This window comes from Faecalibacterium sp. AF27-11BH (assembly GCF_003603005.1).
GTDB classification, from domain to species: Bacteria; Bacillota; Clostridia; order Oscillospirales; family Ruminococcaceae; genus Faecalibacterium; species Faecalibacterium taiwanense.
In genome coordinates, this window is record NZ_QVGS01000006.1 from 120,535 (window position 1) to 142,216 (window position 21,682).

Genomic DNA, 21,682 nt, shown 5'->3' on the forward strand with positions numbered 1-21,682 from the left:
TCTTATTCCTCACGCGGGTCAATGTACTTCACAGCACCCTGCTCCTTGCTGAAGCGGCCGTAAGTACCCACGTTCTTCTCATAAGCCTCGTTGGGGGTCTTGCCGTGACGGATATCCTCCATCATCTTGCCCAGCTTGACGAACTGATAGCCGATGACCTCATCGTTGGCATCCACAGCCAGCTTGTTGATATAGCCCTCGGTCAGCTCCAGATAACGGACGCCCTTTGCCTTGGTGGAGAAGATGGTACCGGTCATGGAGCGCAGGCCCTTGCCCAGGTCGTCCAGACCTGCGCCGATGGGCAGACCGTCCTCAGAGAAAGCGGTCTGGCTGCGGCCGTAGACGATCTGCAGGAACAGCTCGCGCATAGCAACGTTGATGGCGTCGCACACCAGGTCGGTGTTCAGAGCTTCCAGAATGGTCTTGCCGGGCAGGATCTCGCCTGCCATAGCAGCAGAGTGGGTCATACCGGAGCAGCCGATGGTCTCCACCAGAGCCTCCTCGATGACACCGTTCTTGATGTTCAGGGACAGCTTGCAGGTACCCTGCTGAGGTGCGCACCAGCCCACACCGTGGGTGTAGCCGCTGATGTCCTTGATCTCATAGGCCTTGACCCATGCGCCCTCTTCGGGGATGGGAGCCGGACCATGCTTAGGACCTTTGGTGATCGGGCACATATTCTGTACTTGCTGCGAATAGGTCATAATCATACTCTCCTTTTGACAAATGTTGCTTTGCAGCACAAAGCCGCCGCCGCGCCCTGCCGGCACAGCCGCTGCCCTTTGCTGCTTGCATCTGACCGGGCGCGCCGCTCTCTTTCAGCGCCTTAACCGGTACTACCACGCATGATTTTATTATAGAGAAAGCTGACGGATTTTGCAATACATTTCCGGTAAAAAACATCAAAACTATTTGCAGTTGTCTGCTGCTAACTGTCAATTCGGATGCTTTTGTCATTTCATTCGTCAAGTTTTTGTCAACTATGTCAAGAGGGCAAATTTCACGCTCCTGTGTCCTGCCTGCGCGGTGTCTGCCCGGCAGGCTTCAGTACCCACATGGCTGCAAAGCCCGCCGCTGCGCCGCCCACGGCAAGCCAGTGTCGCCCGGCTTCCAACCCCCAGAGATTTGCTGCAAACGGAAAGGCCAGACTGCCCACGCTCTGCCCCAGTGCCAGAAAACCGTAGTTCACCCCTGCGTGCGGCAGGCCGAACAGATCGGTGGAAAGGGCGGGCAGCACTGCTGCAAGGCCGGAATAGCAGAAGGTAAGCCCCGCATAACAGGCGATCACCCACCAGCCCTGCGCAAACGCAAACCCTGCCGAAAGCCCCAGCGACACTGCAAACAGCAGCAGATCGGTGGGCCTGCGGCCAATTTTATCGCTGAGCATGGGCATCAGCAGGCGGCCCGCCGCACTGCCCACGCTGCCCAGCACCACGCTCCACAGAGCAGCGTTCTCGTCCAGCCCCCGCTCCACGCCCAGCTTCAGGATGATGGGGCTGAACAGAAGCACCGCCGGGGTGGAAAAACACACCGCGCCTGCGCACAGCCAGTACTGCTTTGTTTTCAGCATCTGCCACGGGGAAAGGTCGATCTCATTTTTGCCGCTCCCCTGCTGGTTTTGTCTGCTTTCCGGCGGGTCCTGCAGCAGCAGACTGCCCGCAAGGCAGACGGGCAGCGTTATGGCCCCCAGCGCCCAGAACGCGCCCCGGATGCCCTGCACGATCCCAAAGCCGCTGACCGCCGTGCGCACGAACACGGTGAGGAACGCACCGGAAAGGCCCACCGCCCCGCCGATCACGCCGGTGGCAAGGCCCTTGCGCCCGGCATACCACTTCTGTGCGCAGGACTGGATGGATGGGTACAGAAACGCCGTGCCCAGCCCCGCCGGGATGCTGAATGCCAGAAAAAAGCTGCCCGCACTGCCGCCCGGCAGGATGGCCGCTGCAAAAAATCCGCCGCACAGCAGTGCTGTTCCCCACAGAGCCGCACACCGCGGGCCTCGGCTGTCCTGCAGAAAGCCGCCGAGGACGCACCCCACGCCGAACGCCGCAATGAGGATGCCGAAGGCATAGCCTGCCCCCTGCTCGCTCAGGCCGTACTCGTCCATGACCGGCTGCTGGAATACGCCCCACGCCGCCGGGATGCCCGTGAGCACCTGAATGGCTGCGCCCGCCGCAAGGATGGTCCACGGATGTTTTGCTGCAAATTGCTGTTTCATTGCCTGCCCTCCGAATGGTTTTTCCCTTACAGTGTGCCCATTTCAATTGACAAAACGGCAGATTTCTTTATAATGAATAAGGTAAAAGTATTTACATTGATTTATATAGAGAGGAACCATCTTATGAAAACACAGGCATTGAAGGGCATGCGCGACCTGCTGCCCGCAGAGCAGACCCTGCGCGATTACATTCAGGGCAAAATTCTGGAGACCTACCGTGCGTCCGGCTTCGAGCGCATTTCCACCCCCATGCTGGAGGATATGGAGAATCTGGACAAATCCGACGGCGGCGACAACCTGAACCTGATCTTCAAGGTGCTCAAGCGCGGCGATAAGCTCACCGCTGCCCTGAACACCGGCGATCCCAAGCAGCTGTCCGATATGGGCCTGCGCTATGACCTGACCCTGCCGCTGAGCCGCTACTATGCCGCCAACAAGGATAAACTGCCCAGCCCCTTCAAGGTGATCCAGACCGACCGTGTGTTCCGCGCCGAGCGCCCGCAGAAGGGCCGTCTGCGCGAGTTCGTACAGTGCGATATCGACATTCTGGGCGATTCTTCCCCCAATGCCGAGGTGGAACTGATCGACGTGACCACCCGTGCCCTGCTGAACATCGGCTTCACCGGCTTCACCGTCAACATCAATGACCGCCGCATCCTGCGCGGGATGCTGGAGAGCATGGGTTTTTCCGCTGATACGCTGGATTCCGTCTGCATCACCTTTGATAAGATGGACAAGATCGGCGCCGATGGTGTGAAGGCTGAGCTGACCGAAAAGCAGCTGCCGGAAAATGCCATCAACGCACTGGCCGACTTCATTGCCGCAGGCGAAGTCACGCTGGATGCCGTGGCTGCCCGCTGCGCAGACCCCGCCATTGCCGATGACCTCAAGTATGTCCTTGCTACCGCCAACGCCATGGCTGCAGGCCGCTATCAGGTAGCCTACTGCCCCAGTCTGGTGCGCGGTCAGGGCTACTACACCGGCATGGTGTTTGAGATCACCTGCCCGCAGTTCAGCGGTGCCGTGGCCGGCGGCGGCCGCTACGACAACATGGTGGGCAAGTTCCTGGGCACTCAGGTGCCCGCCGTGGGCTTCTCCATCGGCTTCGAGCGGGTGTGCGGCATCCTGCTGGAGCAGGGCTACCAGATCCCCGGCGCAAAGCAGAAGATCGCCCTGCTGTACGGCAAGGATGCCGACTTCACCGCCGTTCTTGCCAAGGCTGCAGACCTGCGCAGCAGCTACAATGTCACCGTTCTGCAGCAGGCCAAGAAGCTGGGCAAACAGTTGGGCCAGCTGGAAGCTTCCGGTTTTTCCGGTGCCGCCTTTATGGATAAGGATGAGATCAAAATTTTTGCGCAGCAGTAAATAATTGCACACAAAGCCCCTTTACTTTTGATATGCTACCCCTAGAATAGACAGAGTAAAAACAAAACTCTGAGTACTCTTGGGGTATTTTCATGTCAAGAAAAAACACCTCAGAAAATCGAGCGATTTTCTGAGGTGTTCTTGTTTTTTCTGGTTTAAAAGCCGGTAGGCGGCACATAGTAACTGGGGATCGAGGCTGTTTTCTGCACATTTGCCTGCTGGCGCAGCGCTGAACGGGTCACCTCTGCCCAAGAATACTGGGTCATATACTCGCCGCGATAGGAATTGGTGGCCGAGCGGCTGCCCCGCAGGAAATTGTAATAATCACAATCCACCTTGCTGGTGTCCAGCGCCAGTGTGCTGCGGCCGCGGATGAGCAGGCCGGTAACACCTGCATCCTCCAGCGTATGGCTCAGGTCAAAGATCAGATTGCGGAGATGGCTGTGCAGCGATGCGGTGTCGGGCTTATCCTCCCACAGCACGGCCAGCATTTCGCCGTTGGTGCAGGTGGCACCATTGCGATCCACCAGATAGGCCAGCAGCTCCTTGCTCTTGCTGCGCTTGAAGGCCAAAGCGCGCCCGCCCACGAAGATCTCAAAATTGCCAAAGCACTGGATCTTGATGCCGACAGGGGCATTCTCCGGCGGGTAGCGCAGATGCTCCAGCACATTGCGCACATCTGCCTCGTTTGCAGGCTTGAGTAAAAAGCCGCTCACGAAGATCTGCAGCGCTTCCAGCGCATACTCCGGGTGCTCTGTTACCACAATGATGTTGCAGCGCGGCTGCAGCTTCTGGATCATGCGCGTCAAAGCAAGCCCGTTCATGCCGGGCATTTCCAGATTGAGGAAAGCCGCGTCCATCGGCCCCTGACGCATCCAGCTCAGTGCATCCTCGGTCGTCATGGCGCTGATATAGTCACAGTCGGGTGCAACGCGGCACAGGATGCGGATCAGCGAGTTGATTGCAAGCTGTCCATCATCGACGACCAGTATCTTCATTCGTACACCCCCGCAAGTTTACCATACATGTTCCCTGTTTCAGTTTAACACTTTGTCCTTTGATTCGCAAGTTTTTTTGCACAAAAAGCCAGAAGCTCCACACTTCTTTACAAAAGGACGTTCCTTCCCCATCCGTTTCCTCACGAAGCAGCTGGCTGAAAGTGGCGTCTTTCCCATTTTCATTTCCGGCAGTCAAAGCAACTATACAAGATACTCTGTGCCATCCAGTCCGGTCAGTTTTTGTGCTGTCGTTTGTCCCACACGGGTGCAGAGCCGCTCATACGCCTGCCGCATCCGGGTCGGGCGCGAGGTGCAGTTGTGTGCATCGGAAGAGACCGCGTCCACCAGCCCCGCCTTGACCCAGTGCTCCAGCCGCATCCGCTGCCAGAAGCCGCTGTCCAGCACAGCCGAACAGTTGATCTGGCAGCGCAGCCGGTACTGTTTGTGCAGGCGGGCCAGCAGGCCGTGCTGCGCAAGGCAGGGATACCGCTCAATGTGGGCCACCAGAATGCGGTAACCCGCACCCGTGATCTCCTGCAGAGCCGTTTCCAGCTCCTTTGCCGTTATGTTCGGCACAAATTCCAGCAGCACCCAGCCGGTATCTCCCAAGGTCAGCAGCTGGCGCTGGACTGCCGCATATCCCGTCGCAGGGGTATACAGCAACTCAGAGCCGTGCTCCAGCTTCAGGTCGTAGCCTTTTTGTGTGCAGTATGCGCGGGCCAGCGCCAGATGCCGGTCGTAGATTTCCTGCGGGAAGCGTTCCATGCCCGGCGTACTGTGCGAGGTAGCAAACAGGTGCCGCACACCGTCTGCTACCGCTGCATCCAGCATGGCATACATTTCTTCTCTGGTCTGCGCACCATCGTCCACGCCGTAGACGAAGTGCGCATGATAATCCGTAAAGCCGCTCATTTCTTTTCCGCTTCGTGGCTCCGTTTGTAATACTTTCTGTAATAGCCGTACTTTCCATACTTTGAGTAGGATTTGTAGTACTTGCGGCCCATATAGTTGTCGTAGTCCACCTGATTGAGCACGGTGCCCAGAATGGGGCAGCCGGTCTGCTCGATCTGCTGCTTCACGTCCAGCAGCTCCTGACGGCTCACATCGTTGTAGTGCACTGCGATCAGGGTGCCGTCACATGCCTTGGCGATCTCCGCCGCATCGATGACCACGCCCACCGGGGGTGCGTCCACAATGACGTAATCTGCCATTCTGGCCAGCATATCCAGCAGTTCGGCAAAATGGCTGTTGGTCAGCAGCGCCAGCGGGTTGGGCACATCGCGGCCCACCGGCACCATGATCGCGTTGGGGATGTCGGTCTGGTAGATGACCTCATCCATGCCCACCATACCGGCCAGAAAATGGGAGAGGCCCTTACCGTCGCTGCGGCCATCCTCATATTTCAGGCCGTAGTCACTGTTGACCAAGCTGCGGCGCAGGTCTGCGTCCACCAGCGCCACCTTGATGCCGCGCTGTGCCAGCGTGCGCATCAGGTTCATGGACAGATAGCTCTTGCCCTCTGCAGCATGGCAGCTGGTGATCATGATCTTTTTGACACTCGCACCTGCAAAGGAGAGGTTGGTGCTCAGGGTATTAAAGGCTTCATTTCCCGCATAATCCAGAGCCGGAAATTTTGTGATCTTCAGCTGTTTCATGCTTTCCTCCCAGAGCTGCCACCCACACGGCGGCGGACATCATTGGCAAACCGCTTGGTGCGGCGCTTGAACTCGCTTTTCTCTTTCGGCTGTTCGCCAGCATCGGCCAGCGGGATCGATGCCAGCACGACCATGCCGGTATACTTGCGGATATCATCGGCAGACTTGTAGGTATCGTCCAGCATGGTCCGCAGCACCACCACGGCGCAGGCCAGCACAAAGCCCACTACAAAGCCCAGCAGGATGTTCTTGGCCTTGTTGGGGCTGAACGGGTTCTCTGGCACACGCGCAGAAGACATCAGGGTGGGCTCGTCCGTCTTCATCTTTTCCGAAATGTACTTTGCGCCCACATCCGCATACTCGTTTGCGATCGCTGCTGCTTCTTCCGGGTCCGGGTTCGTGACCGTGATATCCAGCATACGGGTGTCGCTGGTGTTGGTGACAGACAGCATACTGGCCATATCGGTGTAGGTGTAATCCAGATCCAGGTTGCTGATGACCTTTTCGTGGACTTCCCACATTTCAAAGACCTTGATGTAATCGCTGGTCAGCTCGCTGCCGACCTGCAGGTCGGAGAAGTTCAGCACCGAATCATTGCGGCTGACCACATAGATGGTAGCCGTTGCCTTGTACATCGGCGTTACCAGAAAAAACGTATAAAGCGCCATCAGTACGGCACCCACCACAGCCGTGGCTGCAATGAGCGTCCAGTGGGCCAGCAGGCCCATGAACAGTTCCAGCAGATCAATGGTATCTTCTCCCTGTTCCGGCTGTACCGCCAAAGCTGTGCGCTCCTTCACAAAAGTATCTTGCTGCACGATTTCACTCCTTATAACCTTATAATACTGCCGCCCATGCGGCCCGGGCGTTGTGCCCTTTCCTCTATTTTTCTGAATCCTATACGCCAAAAATGCGGCGTTCCCTTTTTCATCAGGGAGCACCGCAGAACATTTCTAGTTCTTAGCCCTCAATGGTCTTCACGGCCACCAGAATGAAGTTGGAGCCATAGAGCTTGACCTGACGGCCCTTCAGGTTCACCACGATCTCGCCATTCACGACCTTACCGGGCACAGTATAGTAGGTATAGGTCACAGTGCCGTCTGCCCTCGTCTTGGGCACAGCCACCAGAACGGTAACTTGCTCGTTGTCCTCGTAAGCAGCCTCAATGACCTTGGACTCAATGGTCAGCTTAACATTTGCAGCGTCGAGCAGGTTAGAGGTCTGCATCTCAAAGGCCTGCGTTACAGTAACATCTATAGTCGTCTTCTTTTCTTTCGAAGCGCCCGCAGCCTTCTGCAGGTCTGCATCAGAAGTGATGTCCTGCAGGACTTCCTCGACCTGAGCGGTATCCTCCTTGGCAGTGACCTTCACATCGCTGACAATGCCCAGAACACCGGTGACGGTAGCAGAACCGCTGGCCTTGACCTCATCTGCCACAGTCTTGCTGGGCGTTGCTGCCAGAACAGACACACCCATGCCCACGACCATAGCAGCGGTCAGAACAGCGCTGATAACTTTCTTCATAATGAAGATCTCCTTTCACTTCAAGCCGCACTCCCCAAGATGCTGCTTTCTATCGCAAATGCTTTTCAACATTTACATCATTCTTCAACAGGCTCCCAGAACAGCGTCAGAACCGCTTTCTGGATGGAAGCTTCGGTCGGATAGAACTCGGTGAATCCGTCCTCTGCCACCTTATGCTCGCCCTCCAGTGCAATGGCAGGTTCCACAGTATCGTCCTTTGCGGCCCACACCTCATTGACCAGCTGACCCTTTGCAAGGTCGGTGACCAGATAAGGCTGCAGCGCATCGTACACCTGTGCGGTGAACTGCTGATCCTGCTGTACCCTGCTTTCCAGCTGTGCGGAAAGCTGTGCAAGATACTCCTCCTGCCGCACCATGCGGGCTTCGTTGGTGCCTTCGCCAATATCCATGCGCCTGCGCACAAAAATCTCAGCCTGATCGCCCTGCAGCGTCAGGGTAGCTCCCTTGGTCATGGCCGGGTCTGCTGCGGAGAAATCATCCTCCAGCGTCACGGTCACACCGCCTGCAAGGTCGTTCAGCACCGAGATGCCGTCCAGACTCATAGCCAGATAGAAATCAATGTTTTCCCCCTGCAGCAGGCGGGACACCGCATCACGGGCATAGCCGCAGCTTTCCTCCTTGCCATCGCCAAAGCCATGGGCAAGGCTGATCTGCATCTGAGTGGTGCCCACCGGATTGCCCAGCATGCCAAGCACCGTCACCTCTGCCATGGTGTCGCGGTCGATCTTGAGCTGACGAACCGTCTTGTCTTTGCTATCTATCACAATGAGCCGCTGAAAATCCGCCTGACCACCCTGATAGGAGCCTTCTGCTTCCACCTCGCTGTCATGGTCGATGCCCATAACAAGGATGGTGGTCAGGTCTGTGCGCCTGCGGTAGGTCACGCCGTCCACTTCCATGGTCTCAGCGGTCTCCTGCGGCAGCTCCGTCCGGGTTTCCGGCTTTTGGCTGCGCTTTTCCAGCCAGCTTCCGCCCACAAAAAACAGTACAGCTGCCAGCACCAGCACAGCCAGCGCAGCAGCGGCACCACGATGTTGTTTTTGTCTGTTCAAGCGGGTAAGCTTCCCTCTTTTCTTCGGAATATAGTTTTCTGCGGGAAGGTCTTTCCATTGCCACAGAAAGATATTCCTTGGTCTATTATATCGTCACAGGTGTGCAACTGTCAATGTATTTTCGTTATTTTCCGGCAGGAAATTTCGCATTTTCAGCCTTTAGGGAGCCACAGATAAACACAAACCCCGGCCATGCAGAGTTCATCCGCACAGCCGGGGCCAATTGGTATTTTATTTAATATCCAGTTCAGGCGGCACATCGATCTGGTCCGAGACATACTTGCCGTTCTTTTTGCGCTGCCGCACGCACTCCGTCAGCAGATATTCGATCTGCCCGTTCACCGAGCGGAAGTCATCTTCGGCCCAGGCGGCAAGGGCATCGTAGAGCTTCGCGTTCAGGCGCAGGGGCACCTGCTTTTTTGGTTCTGCCATCAGTACAGGCTGCCGCTGTTCACGATGGGCTGGGCATCACGGTTGCCGCACAGCACCACCAGCAGGTTGGAGACCATTGCCGCCTTGCGCTCGTCGTCCAGCTCCACTACCTTGTTCTCATTCAGGCGTTCAAGGGCCATTTCCACCATGCCCACAGCACCGTCCACGATCATCTTGCGGGCATCGATGATGGCGCTTGCCTGCTGGCGCTGCAGCATCACGGCTGCGATCTCCGGCGCATAAGCCAGATAGGTGATTCGGGCTTCCACTACCTCGATGCCGGCCTCGGCTACATTCTTCTGGATCTCGTCCCGGATGCGGGCGGCTACCACCTCCGAGGACCCGCGCAGACTGCCCTCATCGGCTACGCCGTCGCCGGTGGTATCCACATTGGGAGCCACATCATAGGGGTAAATGCGCACCACATTGCGCAGAGCGCTGTCGCACTGCAGGGAGAGGTACTCCTTGTAGTTGTCCACATTGAATACGGCCTTTGCGGTATCGGTCACGCGCCAGATGACCGCAATGCCGATCTCCACCGGGTTGCCCAGACAATCGTTGATCTTCTGGCGGGAGTTGTTGAGGGTCATCATTTTGAGCGAGATCTTCTTGCTGGTCGATTCTACGGTCTGGGAACTGCTGTTACCTGCCTTAATCAGGGCCGCCATGCCGGTTTCGCCGCTGCTCACATCGCCGCTCTGGCTCAGTTTGGTGCCAGCTGCCGGGTTCACCGCGGTGCAGAAGGGGTTTACCCAGTAAAACCCCTGTCCCTTCAGGGTGCCGATGTAATCGCCGAACAGAGTGAGCACCAGTGCTTCCTGGGGCTTTAACACCTTCAGGCCGCAGAACAGGAAGATGCCCGCCACCCAGTATGCGATGGACAGGATCGTGAGCAGGATGCCCGGAAACAGGCTTTCGTCCAGCAGAATGATGCTGTAGAAAAACAGCAGGACGGTAACAGCATAGCCCAGCAGGGTGAGCAGCAGCATGACCATGCCGTTCTTTTTGGTCTGCAGAATTTTCTCTTCCATAACAGTTCCCTCCTTCACAGGGTGCGGAAGCATTTCTTTGTGATATCAAAATCATATCACTTTATATCATTCTTGTCAAGTCCTCCGCGGGCAAAAAAAGAGCCGCCGCACAAACACTGTGCAGCAGCTCCTTTTTGTTTATCTTTTTATTTCAATCCCCCTTATGAGGTATCCAAATGACACAAAATACAATTACACTGATCGTTCTGGCTGTCCTTGTTGTTTTTTCCCTGCCGGCTCTGTACCGGAAAAAGAAAAACGGTGATTTGACCCTGTGGGGTAATGGACGCAATATTCTGGGGCAGCTGCCCTCGGAAGAAGCTGCTTGTGCAGCGGTGTCCTCCTCTGCCCGCAACGGCTCCCAGAAGGACATTCTGCAGTTCGTTTCCTCTCTGATGAAGCTGGTGCGCAAAAATCACTGGTACATCGTCATGCCCGGCCAGCTTTCGGACGGCAAGACCAAAACCAATCTTTCGCTCGTGCTCATCACACAGCATCGTGTCATCGGCCTGAAATGTTATGGTTATGGCGGTGCCCTTACCAATAACGGAAAAGCCGCCGACTGGACACAGAAGCTGGATAAGACGACCAAGGCGATCCATTCTCTCCTGCCGGATCAGACCGCGCAGCAGGCAGCTCTTGCGTCTCTTCTGCCCCAGCTGAATGCATCTCAGGTCGAGGTCTTTTCCGTTTTTACCACACCGGGCGTGCAGCTGATCAACTGCAGCGGCCTGAACTGCTTCACTTCCGTTTCCCTGCTGGAAAAGCTGCAAAGCTCTTCCGCGGACTGCACCAGCCCTCTTCAGCCAAAGGAGCTGGGCGCTGCACTGGAAGCCATGAAGCCGGACCCGCCCGCCAAAAACAGACAATAACAACCTCCCATATGTGCGGTTGCCGTACAAGCAAAAACACCCTCACAGCTTTTCCATTTCAGCTGTAAGGGTGTTTTTGTTTTGCTTTTTATTATAACCCGTTCACGATATTTTCCGGCCGCTGTCCGCTTTGCACCGCCCGGATCGCCGCGGCGATCATGCGGCAGGCTGAGCAGCGGATTTTCCGTTGTGACCGGTTCCGGCGCAATGGTGTCCAGTCCGGCTCCGGCGATCTTGCCGCTGCACAGGGCTTTGGCAAGGGCGGCGCTGGCCACAAGGTCGCCGCGGGCAGTGTTGACGATGAAAATGCACCGTCCTTCATGAGGGAGCCGAACAGACCGGGGATGAAGTGGGAGCAGTCCTTTTCCAGTACCTCGCAGTCTGCCATGATGGTGCTGGTCAGGTCGGCAAGGTCTCGCTTGCCGAAAAAGGACAGAGGCAGCTTCCGCAGCCGCTACCACCATCTTGCTCCAACTGCACGTCTCCATTCAGCAAAGCGGAGAGCTGCTTTTATACCGTTATCCGCTATTTGCTCTTATTTTATCTGCGGTGCATCCTTTTGCTGCCGGGTGGATCTCAGATATTCCAGCAGCGTCCGGCTCACCACAGAGCTTGCCGTCTTGGAAAGCGCCAGCCTCACTTCCTGTTCCAGCTCCCGGATAGCATTGGTCAGGCTGGGCTGAGAAATATAGAACTGCTGCACTGCATGGCTGATGGTGCCGGTGCCGGCAACAGCCGTGACATAGCGGAGTTGTTGAAGGGTCACGGCAGTTTCCTTTCGGCGTGTTTTTTCTATCCTACCGCAGAGCCGCCAAAAACGCAACGTATTTTCTTCTTTGAAATACCAAACGAACATTGCCGGCATATCCAAGATACGTTTTACCCACCCTGCAATTTCCCTTATAATAGCACCGCAGTCTTGAAACGGCTGCAACATTCCCATATCACAAAGGAGGCTTTCCGGTATGGGACAACGGCAAAGTGAGATCATCAAAAATCACATGGAAGTTTACTGGCACGACTATGCGTCGGCCAGCAAGGGCATCCCCATTACCGAGGCGGGGCTTGTGGAAAAAGCCTCCGTCATTGGACGCACCGGGCTGATGCTGCTGGAATGCGGCACCGGCGCATGGCGTGTCCGAAGCTCCATGAACACCCTTTCGCGGGAGCTGGGAGTCACAACAACAGCGGATATCGGCCTGTTGTCCATTGAGTTCACCTGCTTTGACGGTGACCAGTGTTATACCCAGTCACTCTGTCTGACAAATACGGGCGTGAATACCTCCCGACTGAACCGACTGGAGCATTTCGTCAACGACTTCGACCGGGAAGGAAAATTTATGACCGGCGAAGAACTGCACAGCCACCTCGATGAGATCGAGCGCATCCACGGCTTGTATTCGCCCATCGCACTGGGCTTTGCAGCTGCACTGGCCTGCAGCTGCTTCACCTTTCTGCTGGGCGGCGGCATTGTGGAAATGCTGTGTGCCTTCTGCGGTGCAGGCATCGGCAACTTTGTACGGTGCAAGCTGACAAAGCACCATTTCACCCTGTTTCTGGGCATTACGGCGTCGGTCTGTTCAGCAAGCCTCGTGTATGCCATCCTGCTGAAGCTGGCAGAGGTGCTGTTTGCCGTATCGGCGCAGCACGAGGCGGGGTATATCTGCTCCATGCTCTTCATCATTCCGGGCTTTCCGTTCATTACCAGCGGCATCGACCTTGCCAAGCTGGATATGCGCTCCGGGCTGGAACGTCTGGCCTACGCCGTCCTCATCATTCTGGTGGCAACCATGACGGCTTGGATCATGGCACTGCTGCTGCATTTGCAGCCGGTGCAGTTCCCTGCCCTGAGCCTGACACTCCCGGAAGAGATCGTGTTCCGGCTGCTGGCAAGTTTTGGCGGTGTGTTCGGCTTTTCGCTCATGTTCAACAGTCCCCGGAACTTGGCAGTCTGCGCCGCCCTTATCGGTGCGGTAACGAACACGTTCCGGCTGGAGCTGGTGAGCCTTGCGGGCTTTCCGCCCGCTGTTGCAGCGTTTCTGGGCGCACTGCTGTCCGGACTGCTGGCCTCCTGCCTGAAGAGCGCCGCCGGTTATCCCCGCATCTCCGTCACCGTGCCGTCCATCGTTATCATGGTACCGGGACTGTATTTCTACCGTGCCATCTATAATCTGGGCATCCTGTCTCTGATGGATTCCGCCACATGGTTTGCAGATGCCATTCTCATCATCGTGGCACTGCCGTTAGGGCTGATCTTCGCCCGTATTGTCACTGACAAGACTTTCCGTTATTGCACCTGATGTACAGCATTTCCATTCTCCCTTATAAGGCAAAACGCAGCGAATCTTTTAACGGTTCGCTGCGTTTTGTTTTGCTGTAATGCACTTATAAAGGAAGTTCGTTTACAGGGCGTTTACTCGCCGTAAACGATCTTGGTAGCAGTTTCCACATGGCGTTCCAGCCGGTCGGCAAAGTGTTCCAGCGGCAGAAAAACGCCAAGTTCATCGTAGCGGGTTCCGCCGTCCTTGAGCGTATCCTGTCCATAGTAGACCACGGAACGGGGCAGTGCGTGCTGCAGCTTCATCTGGATATCCCAGACGGTGGAGTAGGCCTCCGCTTCCGTTACCTTCTGCTTCACGGTGTCCGGCAGTTCGTAGATCAGCAGCAGCCCCAAATGCTGGTTGTAGTGGTACTCCACCACATCCATCGATCCTTCGTCGTAGCCGTGATACTTGCAGTAGCCGCTGGCAAGGTACATTTTTACCTTTTCCTGCTTCTGGAACACCCGGATGAACCGGTCGTATACTTTGCTGCTCACGGCAACTTTGTTGTTCGGCAAAAGAACGCCGGCATCATCCGTCAGGATCACCGGGTTCGGCTGACCATCGGCGTTGAATTTGAACGGGATCAGGGCAGCGTTCCGTAGCAGGTCAAACATACTGTGCTGGCAGATCGCCATCAGAAAGGCAGACAGATCCTTGTTCTCGTAGGCATTGAACAGCGCTGCGGCAAACTGCTGTGCACTCACGGTCGGCGCATCCAGTACGTCTGCCATGTCCAGCGAGTCGTTGAAGGTATCCATCAGGCGTCGGCAGGCTTCTGGATTTTTCAGGATCTCCCCGAACAGTGCCTCTGCCTTTTCTTCTCTTGGAAATATCGTTGCCATCAAAAAGACCCTCTTTCTGTTTATTTCCAGCTACCTATTATAGATTCATAATGCCCCGCTGTGAAATACTGCTTTCATATTGCTGCTATATGCAGAACACTTTTTACACATTTTCCAAGTGCCCGGATAATGGACACTGCAATCATGAAATTGCACGAGGGAAATCGAAAAATATATAAGTTGGTTTGAACGAAGGCAGTTCCTATGTCTGAAGTCAAAAAGGTCGTGCTGGCATATTCCGGCGGTCTGGACACAGCTGCCGCACTTGGTAAAGCGTCCCTCGTAGCCGCTGCCATCCGGGTATTCGTAAAATCCCATGTTCCACGAGTAGGGGTTGCGGTCAGCTGCTTTTGAAAGGAGCCTGAAAACAGCACCCACATTCCAAAGGGCATTCCGGCATATTTCATTGTCTGTCTCCAAATCCGATCTTCACGATCTGCATTTTCATCCCGTTGTCCCCGACCTTGGCGAGAAATCGGAAAAAGCCGCTGACGGAAGGGTCTTTCAGGTCGTTGTAGCCCATCATATAGCCCCGGCTGGACACTTGCAAACGGCTGTCCCATGGGGAAAGCTCGCTTTTCGCATCCGAAACCGCGAAATATGCTCCCACATCCTTGATTTTCGCCGTCCTGAGCCACGTTTTGGCGATCATCTTCACCGCCGTACGGTTGGCGGCATCAAAGACCAGTACCCCGCCGGGGAAAGCATCCGTCATCCCCTGCACCAGTTCCCGAACTTGCTTCGTCAGGAAGTAATAGAACACCCCGGAGGCAAAGAACACCGCCCCGCCGGAGGCATCGATCTTGTCAAACCATGCGGGGTCTTTCAGGTCGCAGGGGATGTTTTGCTCCCGCTCCCCGGCGGTCAGAAGCTGCTGCCGCAAGGCAATCACATCCGGGAAGTCCAGATTGTATATCTTGCATCTGCCGTTGTCGCAGGCTCTGCCGGTGTTATCCAGCCCGCAACCCAGGTTGACTACCGCCGCACAAGGGTGATTTTTCAGGTATGCCTGCACCTCAAAGGCAAGGTCATTCTGCCGCATGGCGACCTCCAGTGCACCGAACCGCTGCATCAGGCTGCGGGAGTTTTCCTCTGCCTCTGAAAAATCGTAGTCGATCTGGTCGATCAGACGCACCGCTGTTTCGTCTTGGTAAAGGTTCGGATACAGCTCGGTACACAGCTTCCGGGAATACAGCGGGAGGATCAGCGTCTCCTGCACGGTGTTTTTCTCGATTTTGTATTTCATAGGTTCCTCCCTCAGTGAGTAAAAACAGTCATTATTGCCGCCAGCACCATCGCTATGGCTGCCATACCTACCGTACCGAACAGCCACTTTTTCTGCTTGTCTTTTGCAGTAATGTAGGGCTTCAGATCCTCCGTTCCGGGGATCGTCCATGCGTTCGTGTGCCCCACCCAATAGCTGTCAACCAACAGGCGGTCCATGAGATTCATAACGGACAAGATGACGAGTAACTGCCAGAAACCCTGAACAAAGCCCTTTGCACCGTTTATCCCATAGACACAGACCAGCACATAGCCGATATAGCCGGGAATGCAGACTGCTTTGAACAGCCGGCTGTTGCGTCGGATGCGTTCCGGGCTTGTAAGCCCCAGTTTTACGCACCGCTGCTGCACCGCCGGGCTGTAAAGATGCACCATCCCAACAGCCCCTTTGCGGATGCCCACAGCACAGACAAGAACCAGCAAAGCCCCCAGCCCAAGACCTTCCAGAATCACCTGTAAGAGCATTCCTTATTCCTCCTGTATCCGTTTTCATCCCGGTATTCTGGATGTTCCTTTACGTATGGATCCTTATCGCCGCAGATGGTATAGTCGCATCGGCAGCCGTCCACGCAGGTGGTCTTCCGCACGAGCTTGGCATGGAGCAGTTCCATGGACGCATAGTCCACATTGCACAGGGCGGGCATAATGTCCGCAAATCCGAACCGCTTGGCAAATTCCGCCGCCGGACACGCCGTAAATTCATAATAGATGGGCTTGCTGTTTTCGTAAGGCGCAACATCCATCTCGTAATCATGCCACGTGTCACAGTGCTTTTGGGCAGTGCTGAATGCCCGATACATCAGCTTTTTCCAGAATGGCTTGTTGATGTCAACGAAGCGCAGCTTCCGGAAGGACGGCAGGATCAGATTTTCTTCGATCTCTTCCATTTCGCGGAATGTGACCACATCCCGGCACGCATCGTAAAAGCACATGATGGCGATGCAGTCGTAGGTGCCGCCTACGCCGTTGTGAAAATTCTTTTTACCGCCGAGGTCGGTGCGCCACTTGGAAAGAAGCTCTGCGTATCTCAGCTGCACCTGCTCCCAGACCGCCTCACGCTCCACCTCCGGATAGTGTAGAGTGATTTTCGCCAGAATTTCCTTTTTGCAGGGTTCCAGAGAATCATTCAGTTGACGTAACGTGAACGAGCCGGATGCTTTGAGTGCAGCACCAAGAGCCGCTTCATATCGGACAAACTCCGGAATGATGAGTTCTTCTTCGGTCAGGCCGAACACTTCCCGAACAGCCCGGATGACGCCGGTGTTACAGGTCACGCCGCCACAGAACACTACTGGCTTGCAGACGGGAAGCCGCCGCACGATGGTCGCCTTATAGTTCCGGATCATGGCATAACACAATCCTAGCAGGATATCCGGTGTGGAAACTCCTTCCTGCTGGCGGTGGATGATATCTGTTTTGGCAAAGACCGCACACCGGCCAGAAAGGCGCGGAACACTCTGTGCCTGCTTTACCAGAGAAGAGTAATCCTCCAGCTTGCAGCCCACACGGGACATCTGATCTTCAAAGAATGAACCTGTACCGCCCGCGCAGTGTTCGTTGACTGAAAACTGAGGTGCGCGGCTCTGCAAGTCCGTGATGAATCGTGCGCCCTGACTGCCAATTTCAATGACCGAACCCACCTGCGGAATCAATCGGCGCACACCCTCGACGACAGCCGGGATATCCCCAAAAGAGGGAATGGCTGAATCTTGCTCCAGCAGAGCCTCCGTGTTGCTTCCGGTCACACAGAGTGAAAACGGAGTATCCATCGCCAGTTCCAACGTGGAAAGACCCTTTTTCAGGCAGACAAAAGGGTTGCCGTGATGCACCGCCATCCACTGCTTTTCAATTTCTTTATCTTTCAGCAGCACCAACTTGACCGTTGATGTACCGATATCTATTCCCAACGAAAGCATTGTGTCACTCCTTCGATATCAACCCTGAACGTTATAGGGTTTGACATTTCAAACTTTATACCGTATAATAATGATGCCTTTTAATTAGACATCTCTAACCAAGAGTTTAACACAACTACCTCGGAGTGTCCGTTGTTATGGCAACGGCAAAGTAAATTTTAAGATGGAGCAATATTATTCAATTTTACAGCAATGCGGCATGTTCAACGGCATCCAGCCACGAAAATATAGGGAAGTCTTTAGTTGCTTGAATGCGACTGTCCGTGAATATCCTCGTGGTGCGCACATCGTCGAGCTGGGTGAGCAGAGCCACAATACGGGTGTTCTGCTGGATGGCACGATGGAAGAATTTTTTTATGATGAAAATGGCAATCAAATCAGCATCTGCCGTTTTTGTCCCGGAGAAGTATTTGGTGCAGAACTGGCCTGTACTGGCTGGACGGCAAGTCCGGTCTGTCTGCGTGCCAGTTCGGGCTGTACCGTAATGCAGCTGGATTTCAGCGCATTGATGTCACAGAAGACGCTGACCTGTCCCTGCCGGATGCAAGTCACAGCAAATCTTATGCAGGATATGGCGCAGCAGCTTCTCTTTTTTAACACCAAAGTGCGTATTTTAGCACAAAAACGGCTTCGAGATCGTCTGAAGATTTATCTTCAAACCTTGACACCCGATGAAAAAGGCTGTTACAGTCTGCCCTACACCCGGACAGAACTGGCAGATTTCCTCTGTGTGGACCGCAGTGCTCTTTCCCGTGAGCTGTGCCGGATGCGCGATGAGAGGATCCTTGATTTTTCCGGTGCAAAGATTCACCTGTTGAACCCAACGTTTTTGTATGGTTGGAACTGACAGTACTTCTAAATCTATGAAAAAAATTGTCTGCCGAATATTTTTGTTCGACAAACAATTACTTTTTAATCTTCTAGTGTACGACTACCGGACACATTCTTCAAATATTCCTTCGGGTCGCCATTCAAAATCAAGTCCACATAGCCCAGCGGGTCATTGTAGATGAGGTAGTCCAGTTCCGTCTGCTGCGCCATGGTCACGTCCAGTGCATCCTCAACCCCGGTACAGTCAATGGAAATTTTTCTCCCATAGAATACAAAAAATCCGAACCCTTCTCCTATTGGAAAAAAGTTCGGATTTTGTTGATGTGGTGCACCTCTAGGAACTCGAACCCTGGGCCCACTGATTAAGAGAAACCAACGTGCAACAATCGTCAATTTTCAGAATTGCGTAGATTCGTTGTTTTTATCGATTTATCGTAAATTTGCGTTTTGCATCTGCTGCATCCTTTGCACCTGTTATTCCCTCTCGCATCCGTTATCCAGCCGTTCCGGTGTGCAAAAAGTGTGCAAAAGTGTGCAGAGCCAAAATCAACCACTTAAAACAGGTATCGGATTTTTATGCAAAGCCGGAAAAACGGCCGAGTTCAATCCTGAAACGACAGCTACGATATTGTCTGTTTAGACCAAGCATCAAATGTACATCAACAACTACGATTCATGGCAGGGATTTGGACGATCGAACAGACATCACCTTAATATAGAAAGAAGTTCCCTATGAACAAACTGCTTTCCTGCCGCTACAACACGGACACCAACCGGGTGGAAGCCCGGTTTAAGGATGGCACTACCCTTGCCATCGACTGCATCGCCATCGAGAACGAATACGGCAACACCCCGGCACAACGGGCAGAACTGGACTGGCTGCTGTACAATAAGCCGCTGGAGTATGCACAGCTTGTGCTGGGTGGGGAGATTGAGCACTACCTGTCACTTGGCTGTGACCATGGAAGAATGGAAGATTGATTGACAAGGTTACATAATAGTTAACACAGCTTGCATTTGCCCTGCAATTTTTCAGAATGGAACGCCCCAAGGGCACCCGGTCTATATCCGGCAGATTTTTCATAAAGAATCTGCCGGGTATTTTTGTTTGTCATAAAGGAAGTCTTGCTTTTTATTGTAAAATTGGATACAATATAAAAAAGACATTTGCACGGAGGACTCTATGGAATATATCGGCATCCAGAAGAAAAACGGCGGTGTGGTGGAAGCCCTGCAGCAGGCCATTTTATCTGGGCAGATCCCGGCGGGCACTGAAATGACCCAGAACGAACTGGCAGAGAGTCTCGGTGTCTCCCGGATGCCGGTGCGGGAGGCCTTGATGATTCTTGAATATCAGGGTCTTATCATCCGCCTGCCCAACAATCGGATAAAAGCGGCAGATTTGACCGAAGAGACACTGCGCCAAATTCTGGCATTGGGGGCTCAGTTGGAACGGCAGGCTATGCGTGCGCTGCCGCAGGATGCGATGTTGGCAGGAGGCGAGATGCTGCAGCACCGTACCCTGCGAACCGTCCTGCCCTATCCGCTGCACCGCAAGCTGCTGGAGAGCATCCAGGAGACCTACATTGCCTTTGCCGTGAGCGCGCGTCCTACGCCGGTGAACGACCGGCTTGCCCGCCTGCTGATGCTGGACCGTCAGGGTTCCCCTGATGTGCTGGATGCATGGAACACCTATGAAGAAGAACTGCTGCATCTGATTTTAACGATAAGGAGTCAATATGCTGGGACTGAAACCCATTAAGCTGCTGCCTGCCCGCGAGCGGGTAGCTTCCGCTTTGCGGAAAGCCATTATCTCAAAAAGCATCCCGGAGGGCGCAGAACTCACGCTGGAAAACACCGCACAGGAACTGGGTGTGTCGGTCACGCCGGTGCGAGAGGCCTTTCAGATCCTTGCCCGTGACGGTCTGCTGGAAGTCAAGCAAAACAAGTGCGCCATTGTGCTGGGCGTAACGGAAAAAACGATTCGGGAGCACTACCAGCTGCGCGCTGCCTTGGAAGGCACCGCCTGTATGCTCTGCTGCCAGAACAACGCTGACCTGTCCAAGATCAAAAACTGCGTGGATACTGCTGAGGAGGCTCTTTCTCTTCAGCAGGCCGGAAATTATACTGACTACAACCAGTCCTTCCATTTTGAGATCTGGGAAGCTTCCGGCAATGAAAAAATGCGCAATCTTCTCTCGGAGCTGTGGAACGGCCTGTCCATTGGCGTGGAGATGAGCGAGTTGGACTATGCCCTCAACTCCCAGAGCGAGCATAAAAAGATCTATGCAGCGCTGGAAGCACGGGATGCGATGGCCGCACGGGCTGAAATGGAAAAGCACATCCTGCGCAGCATGGACGATGCGCTGACCTATTATTTATAAGATCAAGGAGGACAAGACAGTGTATACCTGTGCGAACTGTACGGTTCTGGCCTGCGCCAACAACGAGCCGGAAAAGATGCCCAAAAACTGCCCTATGCGGAATGCTTCGGTGATGGAGGCCGCCCGCGCCGGCTATGATTTGCCTGAGAATCACGATTTCTACGTCAACTGTTCGGCCATTGAGGGGCTTGGCTACTGTCAATGGCCCCGCCTGAAGGAGACGGTGGAGTTCTGCAAGCGGATGGGCTACCACAAGCTGGGTCTTGCATTCTGCAAAGGTCTGCGGAAGGAAGCCCGCATCGTGGCCGACCTGCTCCGTGCGCAGGGGTTTGAGGTGGTGTCGGTCATCTGCAAGACCGGCGGCATCTCCAAAGAAGAAGTGGGCATCCCGGAAGAGGTCAAGATCCACCCCGGCGAATTTGAGGCCATGTGCAACCCCATCGCACAGGCAAAGCTTCTGAACGAACAGCACACCGATTTCAACATTGAGGTCGGACTTTGTGTGGGACACGACTCGATGTTTTATAAGTATTCGGACGCCATGGTCACAACGCTGGTGGCCAAGGATCGTGTTCTGGCGCATAATCCCTGTGGTGCCATTTACTGTGCCGAGGGGTATTTCAAAAAGCGGCTGGAATAAAAGAAGGAAAAAACGTGCGATCTCCAAAGCAGATGGAGATCGCACGTTTTTTGCAGAAGGCGGCGGAGGGAGATTTTCTTGTATCCTACTGTTTGTCTGGCGTGCACAAAAATTGGTACATAATCCGTGCAATGCGACAAAACTCGAAAAAAGGGATTGACAAATCTCTGTTTCGGGTGTATTCTCGTGTCGTCAAGTGGATACATTATCACAGATTAAATATAAAAATTTAAAAAGACGCTGCCGAGATTCCCGGAATTCCAAGGTTCCGGGCAGACCCTTCCAGAACGAAA

At 54.5% G+C, this 21,682-nt stretch carries 26 protein-coding genes and 1 pseudogene; 9 read left to right on the forward strand and 18 right to left on the reverse strand.

Features of this window, described 5'->3' with window-relative positions:
* Positions 1-2 precede the first annotated feature (2 nt).
* From DWY76_RS07935 to DWY76_RS07940, 3 genes are read right to left on the reverse strand one after another with little or no spacing between them, the layout of a single operon-like run.
* The gene (locus DWY76_RS07935) at positions 3-704 is read right to left on the reverse strand and encodes a nitrogen fixation protein NifU (protein ID WP_044953520.1); all 702 of its coding nucleotides are present in this window, start codon (positions 702-704) and stop codon (positions 3-5) included.
* Positions 652-957, reverse strand: a complete 306-nt coding sequence (locus DWY76_RS14200; RefSeq protein ID WP_207665836.1) for a hypothetical protein — start codon at positions 955-957, stop codon at positions 652-654. Before DWY76_RS14200 ends, DWY76_RS07935 begins: the two co-directional genes overlap by 53 nt.
* A 43-nt stretch (positions 958-1,000) precedes the next feature.
* Positions 1,001-2,218 carry an MFS transporter gene (locus DWY76_RS07940; RefSeq protein ID WP_120080813.1) on the reverse strand — a complete coding sequence of 406 codons (1,218 nt, stop codon included), beginning with the start codon at positions 2,216-2,218 and terminating at the stop codon, positions 1,001-1,003.
* A 123-nt stretch (positions 2,219-2,341) separates the two neighbouring features.
* Here DWY76_RS07940 and hisS point away from each other — a divergent pair, with 123 nt between their 5' ends.
* Positions 2,342-3,583, forward strand: coding sequence for a histidine--tRNA ligase (gene hisS / locus DWY76_RS07945; protein ID WP_097774680.1), 1,242 nt, complete (start codon positions 2,342-2,344; stop codon positions 3,581-3,583).
* A gap of 155 nt (positions 3,584-3,738) precedes the next feature.
* Here the strand turns inward: hisS and DWY76_RS07950 are convergent, their stop codons facing one another.
* The 8 genes from DWY76_RS07950 to DWY76_RS07985 all read right to left on the reverse strand — a co-directional run bounded on the left by DWY76_RS07950 (position 3,739) and on the right by DWY76_RS07985 (position 10,296).
* Positions 3,739-4,581 (reverse strand): response regulator, encoded by an 843-nt coding sequence (locus tag DWY76_RS07950; RefSeq protein ID WP_005940544.1) that lies wholly within the window; start codon positions 4,579-4,581, stop codon positions 3,739-3,741.
* 201 nt (positions 4,582-4,782) lie between these two features.
* Positions 4,783-5,493 (reverse strand): CpsB/CapC family capsule biosynthesis tyrosine phosphatase, encoded by a 711-nt coding sequence (locus DWY76_RS07955; protein ID WP_120080815.1) that lies wholly within the window; start codon positions 5,491-5,493, stop codon positions 4,783-4,785.
* Positions 5,490-6,236 (reverse strand): CpsD/CapB family tyrosine-protein kinase, encoded by a 747-nt coding sequence (locus DWY76_RS07960; protein ID WP_120080817.1) that lies wholly within the window; start codon positions 6,234-6,236, stop codon positions 5,490-5,492. The genes DWY76_RS07955 and DWY76_RS07960 overlap by 4 nt, the downstream gene beginning before the upstream one ends.
* Entirely contained in the window at positions 6,233-7,054 is an 822-nt protein-coding gene (locus tag DWY76_RS07965) for a Wzz/FepE/Etk N-terminal domain-containing protein (protein WP_120080819.1), read from the reverse strand. Before DWY76_RS07965 ends, DWY76_RS07960 begins: the two co-directional genes overlap by 4 nt.
* Before the next feature lie 142 nt (positions 7,055-7,196).
* Entirely contained in the window at positions 7,197-7,760 is a 564-nt protein-coding gene (locus DWY76_RS07970) for a hypothetical protein (RefSeq protein WP_120080821.1), read from the reverse strand.
* 77 nt (positions 7,761-7,837) lie between these two features.
* Complete coding sequence (locus DWY76_RS07975) at positions 7,838-8,833, reverse strand: LCP family protein (protein ID WP_097774674.1); 996 nt, start codon at positions 8,831-8,833, stop codon at positions 7,838-7,840.
* A gap of 231 nt (positions 8,834-9,064) precedes the next feature.
* A complete protein-coding gene (locus DWY76_RS07980; protein ID WP_005940562.1) occupies positions 9,065-9,265 on the reverse strand; it encodes a PTS ascorbate transporter subunit IIC in 201 nt (66 codons plus the stop codon).
* On the reverse strand, positions 9,265-10,296 hold the full coding sequence (locus DWY76_RS07985; RefSeq protein ID WP_120080823.1) for an SPFH domain-containing protein: 1,032 nt from the start codon (positions 10,294-10,296) through the stop codon (positions 9,265-9,267). The genes DWY76_RS07980 and DWY76_RS07985 overlap by 1 nt, the downstream gene beginning before the upstream one ends.
* Before the next feature lie 176 nt (positions 10,297-10,472).
* Here DWY76_RS07985 and DWY76_RS07990 point away from each other — a divergent pair, with 176 nt between their 5' ends.
* On the forward strand, positions 10,473-11,168 hold the full coding sequence (locus tag DWY76_RS07990) for a FeoB-associated Cys-rich membrane protein (RefSeq protein ID WP_120080825.1): 696 nt from the start codon (positions 10,473-10,475) through the stop codon (positions 11,166-11,168).
* Here DWY76_RS07990 and DWY76_RS07995 read toward each other — a convergent pair.
* A complete protein-coding gene (locus DWY76_RS07995; RefSeq protein WP_206671174.1) occupies positions 11,099-11,443 on the reverse strand; it encodes an NAD(P)-dependent oxidoreductase in 345 nt (114 codons plus the stop codon). The genes DWY76_RS07990 and DWY76_RS07995 overlap by 70 nt on opposite strands.
* 260 nt (positions 11,444-11,703) lie before the next feature.
* Entirely contained in the window at positions 11,704-11,934 is a 231-nt protein-coding gene (locus tag DWY76_RS14370; protein ID WP_243111984.1) for a LysR family transcriptional regulator, read from the reverse strand.
* Positions 11,935-12,133: 199 nt separating this feature from the next.
* On the opposite strand from DWY76_RS14370, the gene DWY76_RS08005 reads away from it, so the two are divergent.
* Positions 12,134-13,468, forward strand: coding sequence for a threonine/serine exporter family protein (locus DWY76_RS08005; RefSeq protein ID WP_120080829.1), 1,335 nt, complete (start codon positions 12,134-12,136; stop codon positions 13,466-13,468).
* A gap of 113 nt (positions 13,469-13,581) precedes the next feature.
* On the opposite strand, the gene DWY76_RS08010 is transcribed toward DWY76_RS08005, so the two are convergent.
* Positions 13,582-14,334 (reverse strand): DUF4866 domain-containing protein, encoded by a 753-nt coding sequence (locus tag DWY76_RS08010; protein WP_005942736.1) that lies wholly within the window; start codon positions 14,332-14,334, stop codon positions 13,582-13,584.
* 204 nt (positions 14,335-14,538) lie between these two features.
* Between DWY76_RS08010 and DWY76_RS14010 the strand changes: the two genes are divergently transcribed.
* Positions 14,539-14,688, forward strand: a complete 150-nt coding sequence (locus DWY76_RS14010) for a hypothetical protein (protein ID WP_165852590.1) — start codon at positions 14,539-14,541, stop codon at positions 14,686-14,688.
* 49 nt (positions 14,689-14,737) lie between these two features.
* Here the strand turns inward: DWY76_RS14010 and DWY76_RS08020 are convergent, their stop codons facing one another.
* Genes DWY76_RS08020 through DWY76_RS14375 form a run of 3 tightly spaced genes read right to left on the reverse strand, consistent with a single transcriptional unit; the run spans position 14,738 to position 17,534 of the window.
* Complete coding sequence (locus DWY76_RS08020; protein ID WP_120080833.1) at positions 14,738-15,580, reverse strand: class I SAM-dependent methyltransferase; 843 nt, start codon at positions 15,578-15,580, stop codon at positions 14,738-14,740.
* An 11-nt stretch (positions 15,581-15,591) separates the two neighbouring features.
* A complete protein-coding gene (locus DWY76_RS08025) occupies positions 15,592-16,083 on the reverse strand; it encodes a hypothetical protein (protein WP_120080835.1) in 492 nt (163 codons plus the stop codon).
* Positions 16,068-17,534 carry a BadF/BadG/BcrA/BcrD ATPase family protein gene (locus tag DWY76_RS14375; protein ID WP_243111986.1) on the reverse strand — a complete coding sequence of 489 codons (1,467 nt, stop codon included), beginning with the start codon at positions 17,532-17,534 and terminating at the stop codon, positions 16,068-16,070. Before DWY76_RS14375 ends, DWY76_RS08025 begins: the two co-directional genes overlap by 16 nt.
* A 163-nt stretch (positions 17,535-17,697) precedes the next feature.
* On the opposite strand from DWY76_RS14375, the gene DWY76_RS08035 reads away from it, so the two are divergent.
* Positions 17,698-18,381 carry a Crp/Fnr family transcriptional regulator gene (locus DWY76_RS08035; protein ID WP_120080837.1) on the forward strand — a complete coding sequence of 228 codons (684 nt, stop codon included), beginning with the start codon at positions 17,698-17,700 and terminating at the stop codon, positions 18,379-18,381.
* 65 nt (positions 18,382-18,446) lie between these two features.
* Here the strand turns inward: DWY76_RS08035 and DWY76_RS08040 are convergent.
* Positions 18,447-18,629: pseudogene (locus DWY76_RS08040) on the reverse strand (DUF6061 family protein); the annotation flags it as partial.
* Positions 18,630-19,097: 468 nt separating this feature from the next.
* On the opposite strand from DWY76_RS08040, the gene DWY76_RS08045 reads away from it, so the two are divergent.
* The 4 genes from DWY76_RS08045 (at position 19,098) to DWY76_RS08060 (ending at position 21,389) form a co-directional block, all read left to right on the forward strand.
* Positions 19,098-19,346: a DUF6061 family protein gene (locus DWY76_RS08045; protein ID WP_120080839.1), complete on the forward strand. Its 249-nt coding sequence runs from the start codon at positions 19,098-19,100 to the stop codon at positions 19,344-19,346.
* Between the two features lie 202 nt (positions 19,347-19,548).
* Positions 19,549-20,127 carry a GntR family transcriptional regulator gene (locus DWY76_RS08050; RefSeq protein WP_120080841.1) on the forward strand — a complete coding sequence of 193 codons (579 nt, stop codon included), beginning with the start codon at positions 19,549-19,551 and terminating at the stop codon, positions 20,125-20,127.
* Positions 20,105-20,749: a GntR family transcriptional regulator gene (locus DWY76_RS08055; RefSeq protein ID WP_005940691.1), complete on the forward strand. Its 645-nt coding sequence runs from the start codon at positions 20,105-20,107 to the stop codon at positions 20,747-20,749. Before DWY76_RS08050 ends, DWY76_RS08055 begins: the two co-directional genes overlap by 23 nt.
* Before the next feature lie 19 nt (positions 20,750-20,768).
* The gene (locus tag DWY76_RS08060) at positions 20,769-21,389 is read left to right on the forward strand and encodes a DUF1847 domain-containing protein (protein WP_044953533.1); all 621 of its coding nucleotides are present in this window, start codon (positions 20,769-20,771) and stop codon (positions 21,387-21,389) included.
* Positions 21,390-21,682: the final 293 nt, after the last annotated feature.

Coding starts and splice junctions, on each gene's coding strand:
- DWY76_RS07955 (WP_120080815.1), bottom strand. CDS start 5,493: ATGAGCGGCTTTACGGATTATCATGCGCACTTCGTCTACGGCGTGGAC.
- DWY76_RS08020 (WP_120080833.1), bottom strand. CDS start 15,580: ATGAAATACAAAATCGAGAAAAACACCGTGCAGGAGACGCTGATCCTC.
- DWY76_RS08025 (WP_120080835.1), bottom strand. CDS start 16,083: ATGCTCTTACAGGTGATTCTGGAAGGTCTTGGGCTGGGGGCTTTGCTG.
- DWY76_RS08045 (WP_120080839.1), top strand. CDS start 19,098: ATGAACAAACTGCTTTCCTGCCGCTACAACACGGACACCAACCGGGTG.
- DWY76_RS07940 (WP_120080813.1), bottom strand. CDS start 2,218: ATGAAACAGCAATTTGCAGCAAAACATCCGTGGACCATCCTTGCGGCG.
- hisS (WP_097774680.1), top strand. CDS start 2,342: ATGAAAACACAGGCATTGAAGGGCATGCGCGACCTGCTGCCCGCAGAG.
- DWY76_RS14010 (WP_165852590.1), top strand. CDS start 14,539: ATGTCTGAAGTCAAAAAGGTCGTGCTGGCATATTCCGGCGGTCTGGAC.
- DWY76_RS07935 (WP_044953520.1), bottom strand. CDS start 704: ATGACCTATTCGCAGCAAGTACAGAATATGTGCCCGATCACCAAAGGT.
- DWY76_RS07990 (WP_120080825.1), top strand. CDS start 10,473: ATGACACAAAATACAATTACACTGATCGTTCTGGCTGTCCTTGTTGTT.
- DWY76_RS08050 (WP_120080841.1), top strand. CDS start 19,549: ATGGAATATATCGGCATCCAGAAGAAAAACGGCGGTGTGGTGGAAGCC.
- DWY76_RS08035 (WP_120080837.1), top strand. CDS start 17,698: ATGGAGCAATATTATTCAATTTTACAGCAATGCGGCATGTTCAACGGC.
- DWY76_RS14200 (WP_207665836.1), bottom strand. CDS start 957: ATGACAAAAGCATCCGAATTGACAGTTAGCAGCAGACAACTGCAAATA.
- DWY76_RS08055 (WP_005940691.1), top strand. CDS start 20,105: ATGCTGGGACTGAAACCCATTAAGCTGCTGCCTGCCCGCGAGCGGGTA.
- DWY76_RS08010 (WP_005942736.1), bottom strand. CDS start 14,334: ATGGCAACGATATTTCCAAGAGAAGAAAAGGCAGAGGCACTGTTCGGG.
- DWY76_RS07980 (WP_005940562.1), bottom strand. CDS start 9,265: ATGGCAGAACCAAAAAAGCAGGTGCCCCTGCGCCTGAACGCGAAGCTC.
- DWY76_RS07950 (WP_005940544.1), bottom strand. CDS start 4,581: ATGAAGATACTGGTCGTCGATGATGGACAGCTTGCAATCAACTCGCTG.
- DWY76_RS07960 (WP_120080817.1), bottom strand. CDS start 6,236: ATGAAACAGCTGAAGATCACAAAATTTCCGGCTCTGGATTATGCGGGA.
- DWY76_RS08005 (WP_120080829.1), top strand. CDS start 12,134: ATGGGACAACGGCAAAGTGAGATCATCAAAAATCACATGGAAGTTTAC.
- DWY76_RS14375 (WP_243111986.1), bottom strand. CDS start 17,534: ATGCTTTCGTTGGGAATAGATATCGGTACATCAACGGTCAAGTTGGTG.
- DWY76_RS07985 (WP_120080823.1), bottom strand. CDS start 10,296: ATGGAAGAGAAAATTCTGCAGACCAAAAAGAACGGCATGGTCATGCTG.
- DWY76_RS07970 (WP_120080821.1), bottom strand. CDS start 7,760: ATGAAGAAAGTTATCAGCGCTGTTCTGACCGCTGCTATGGTCGTGGGC.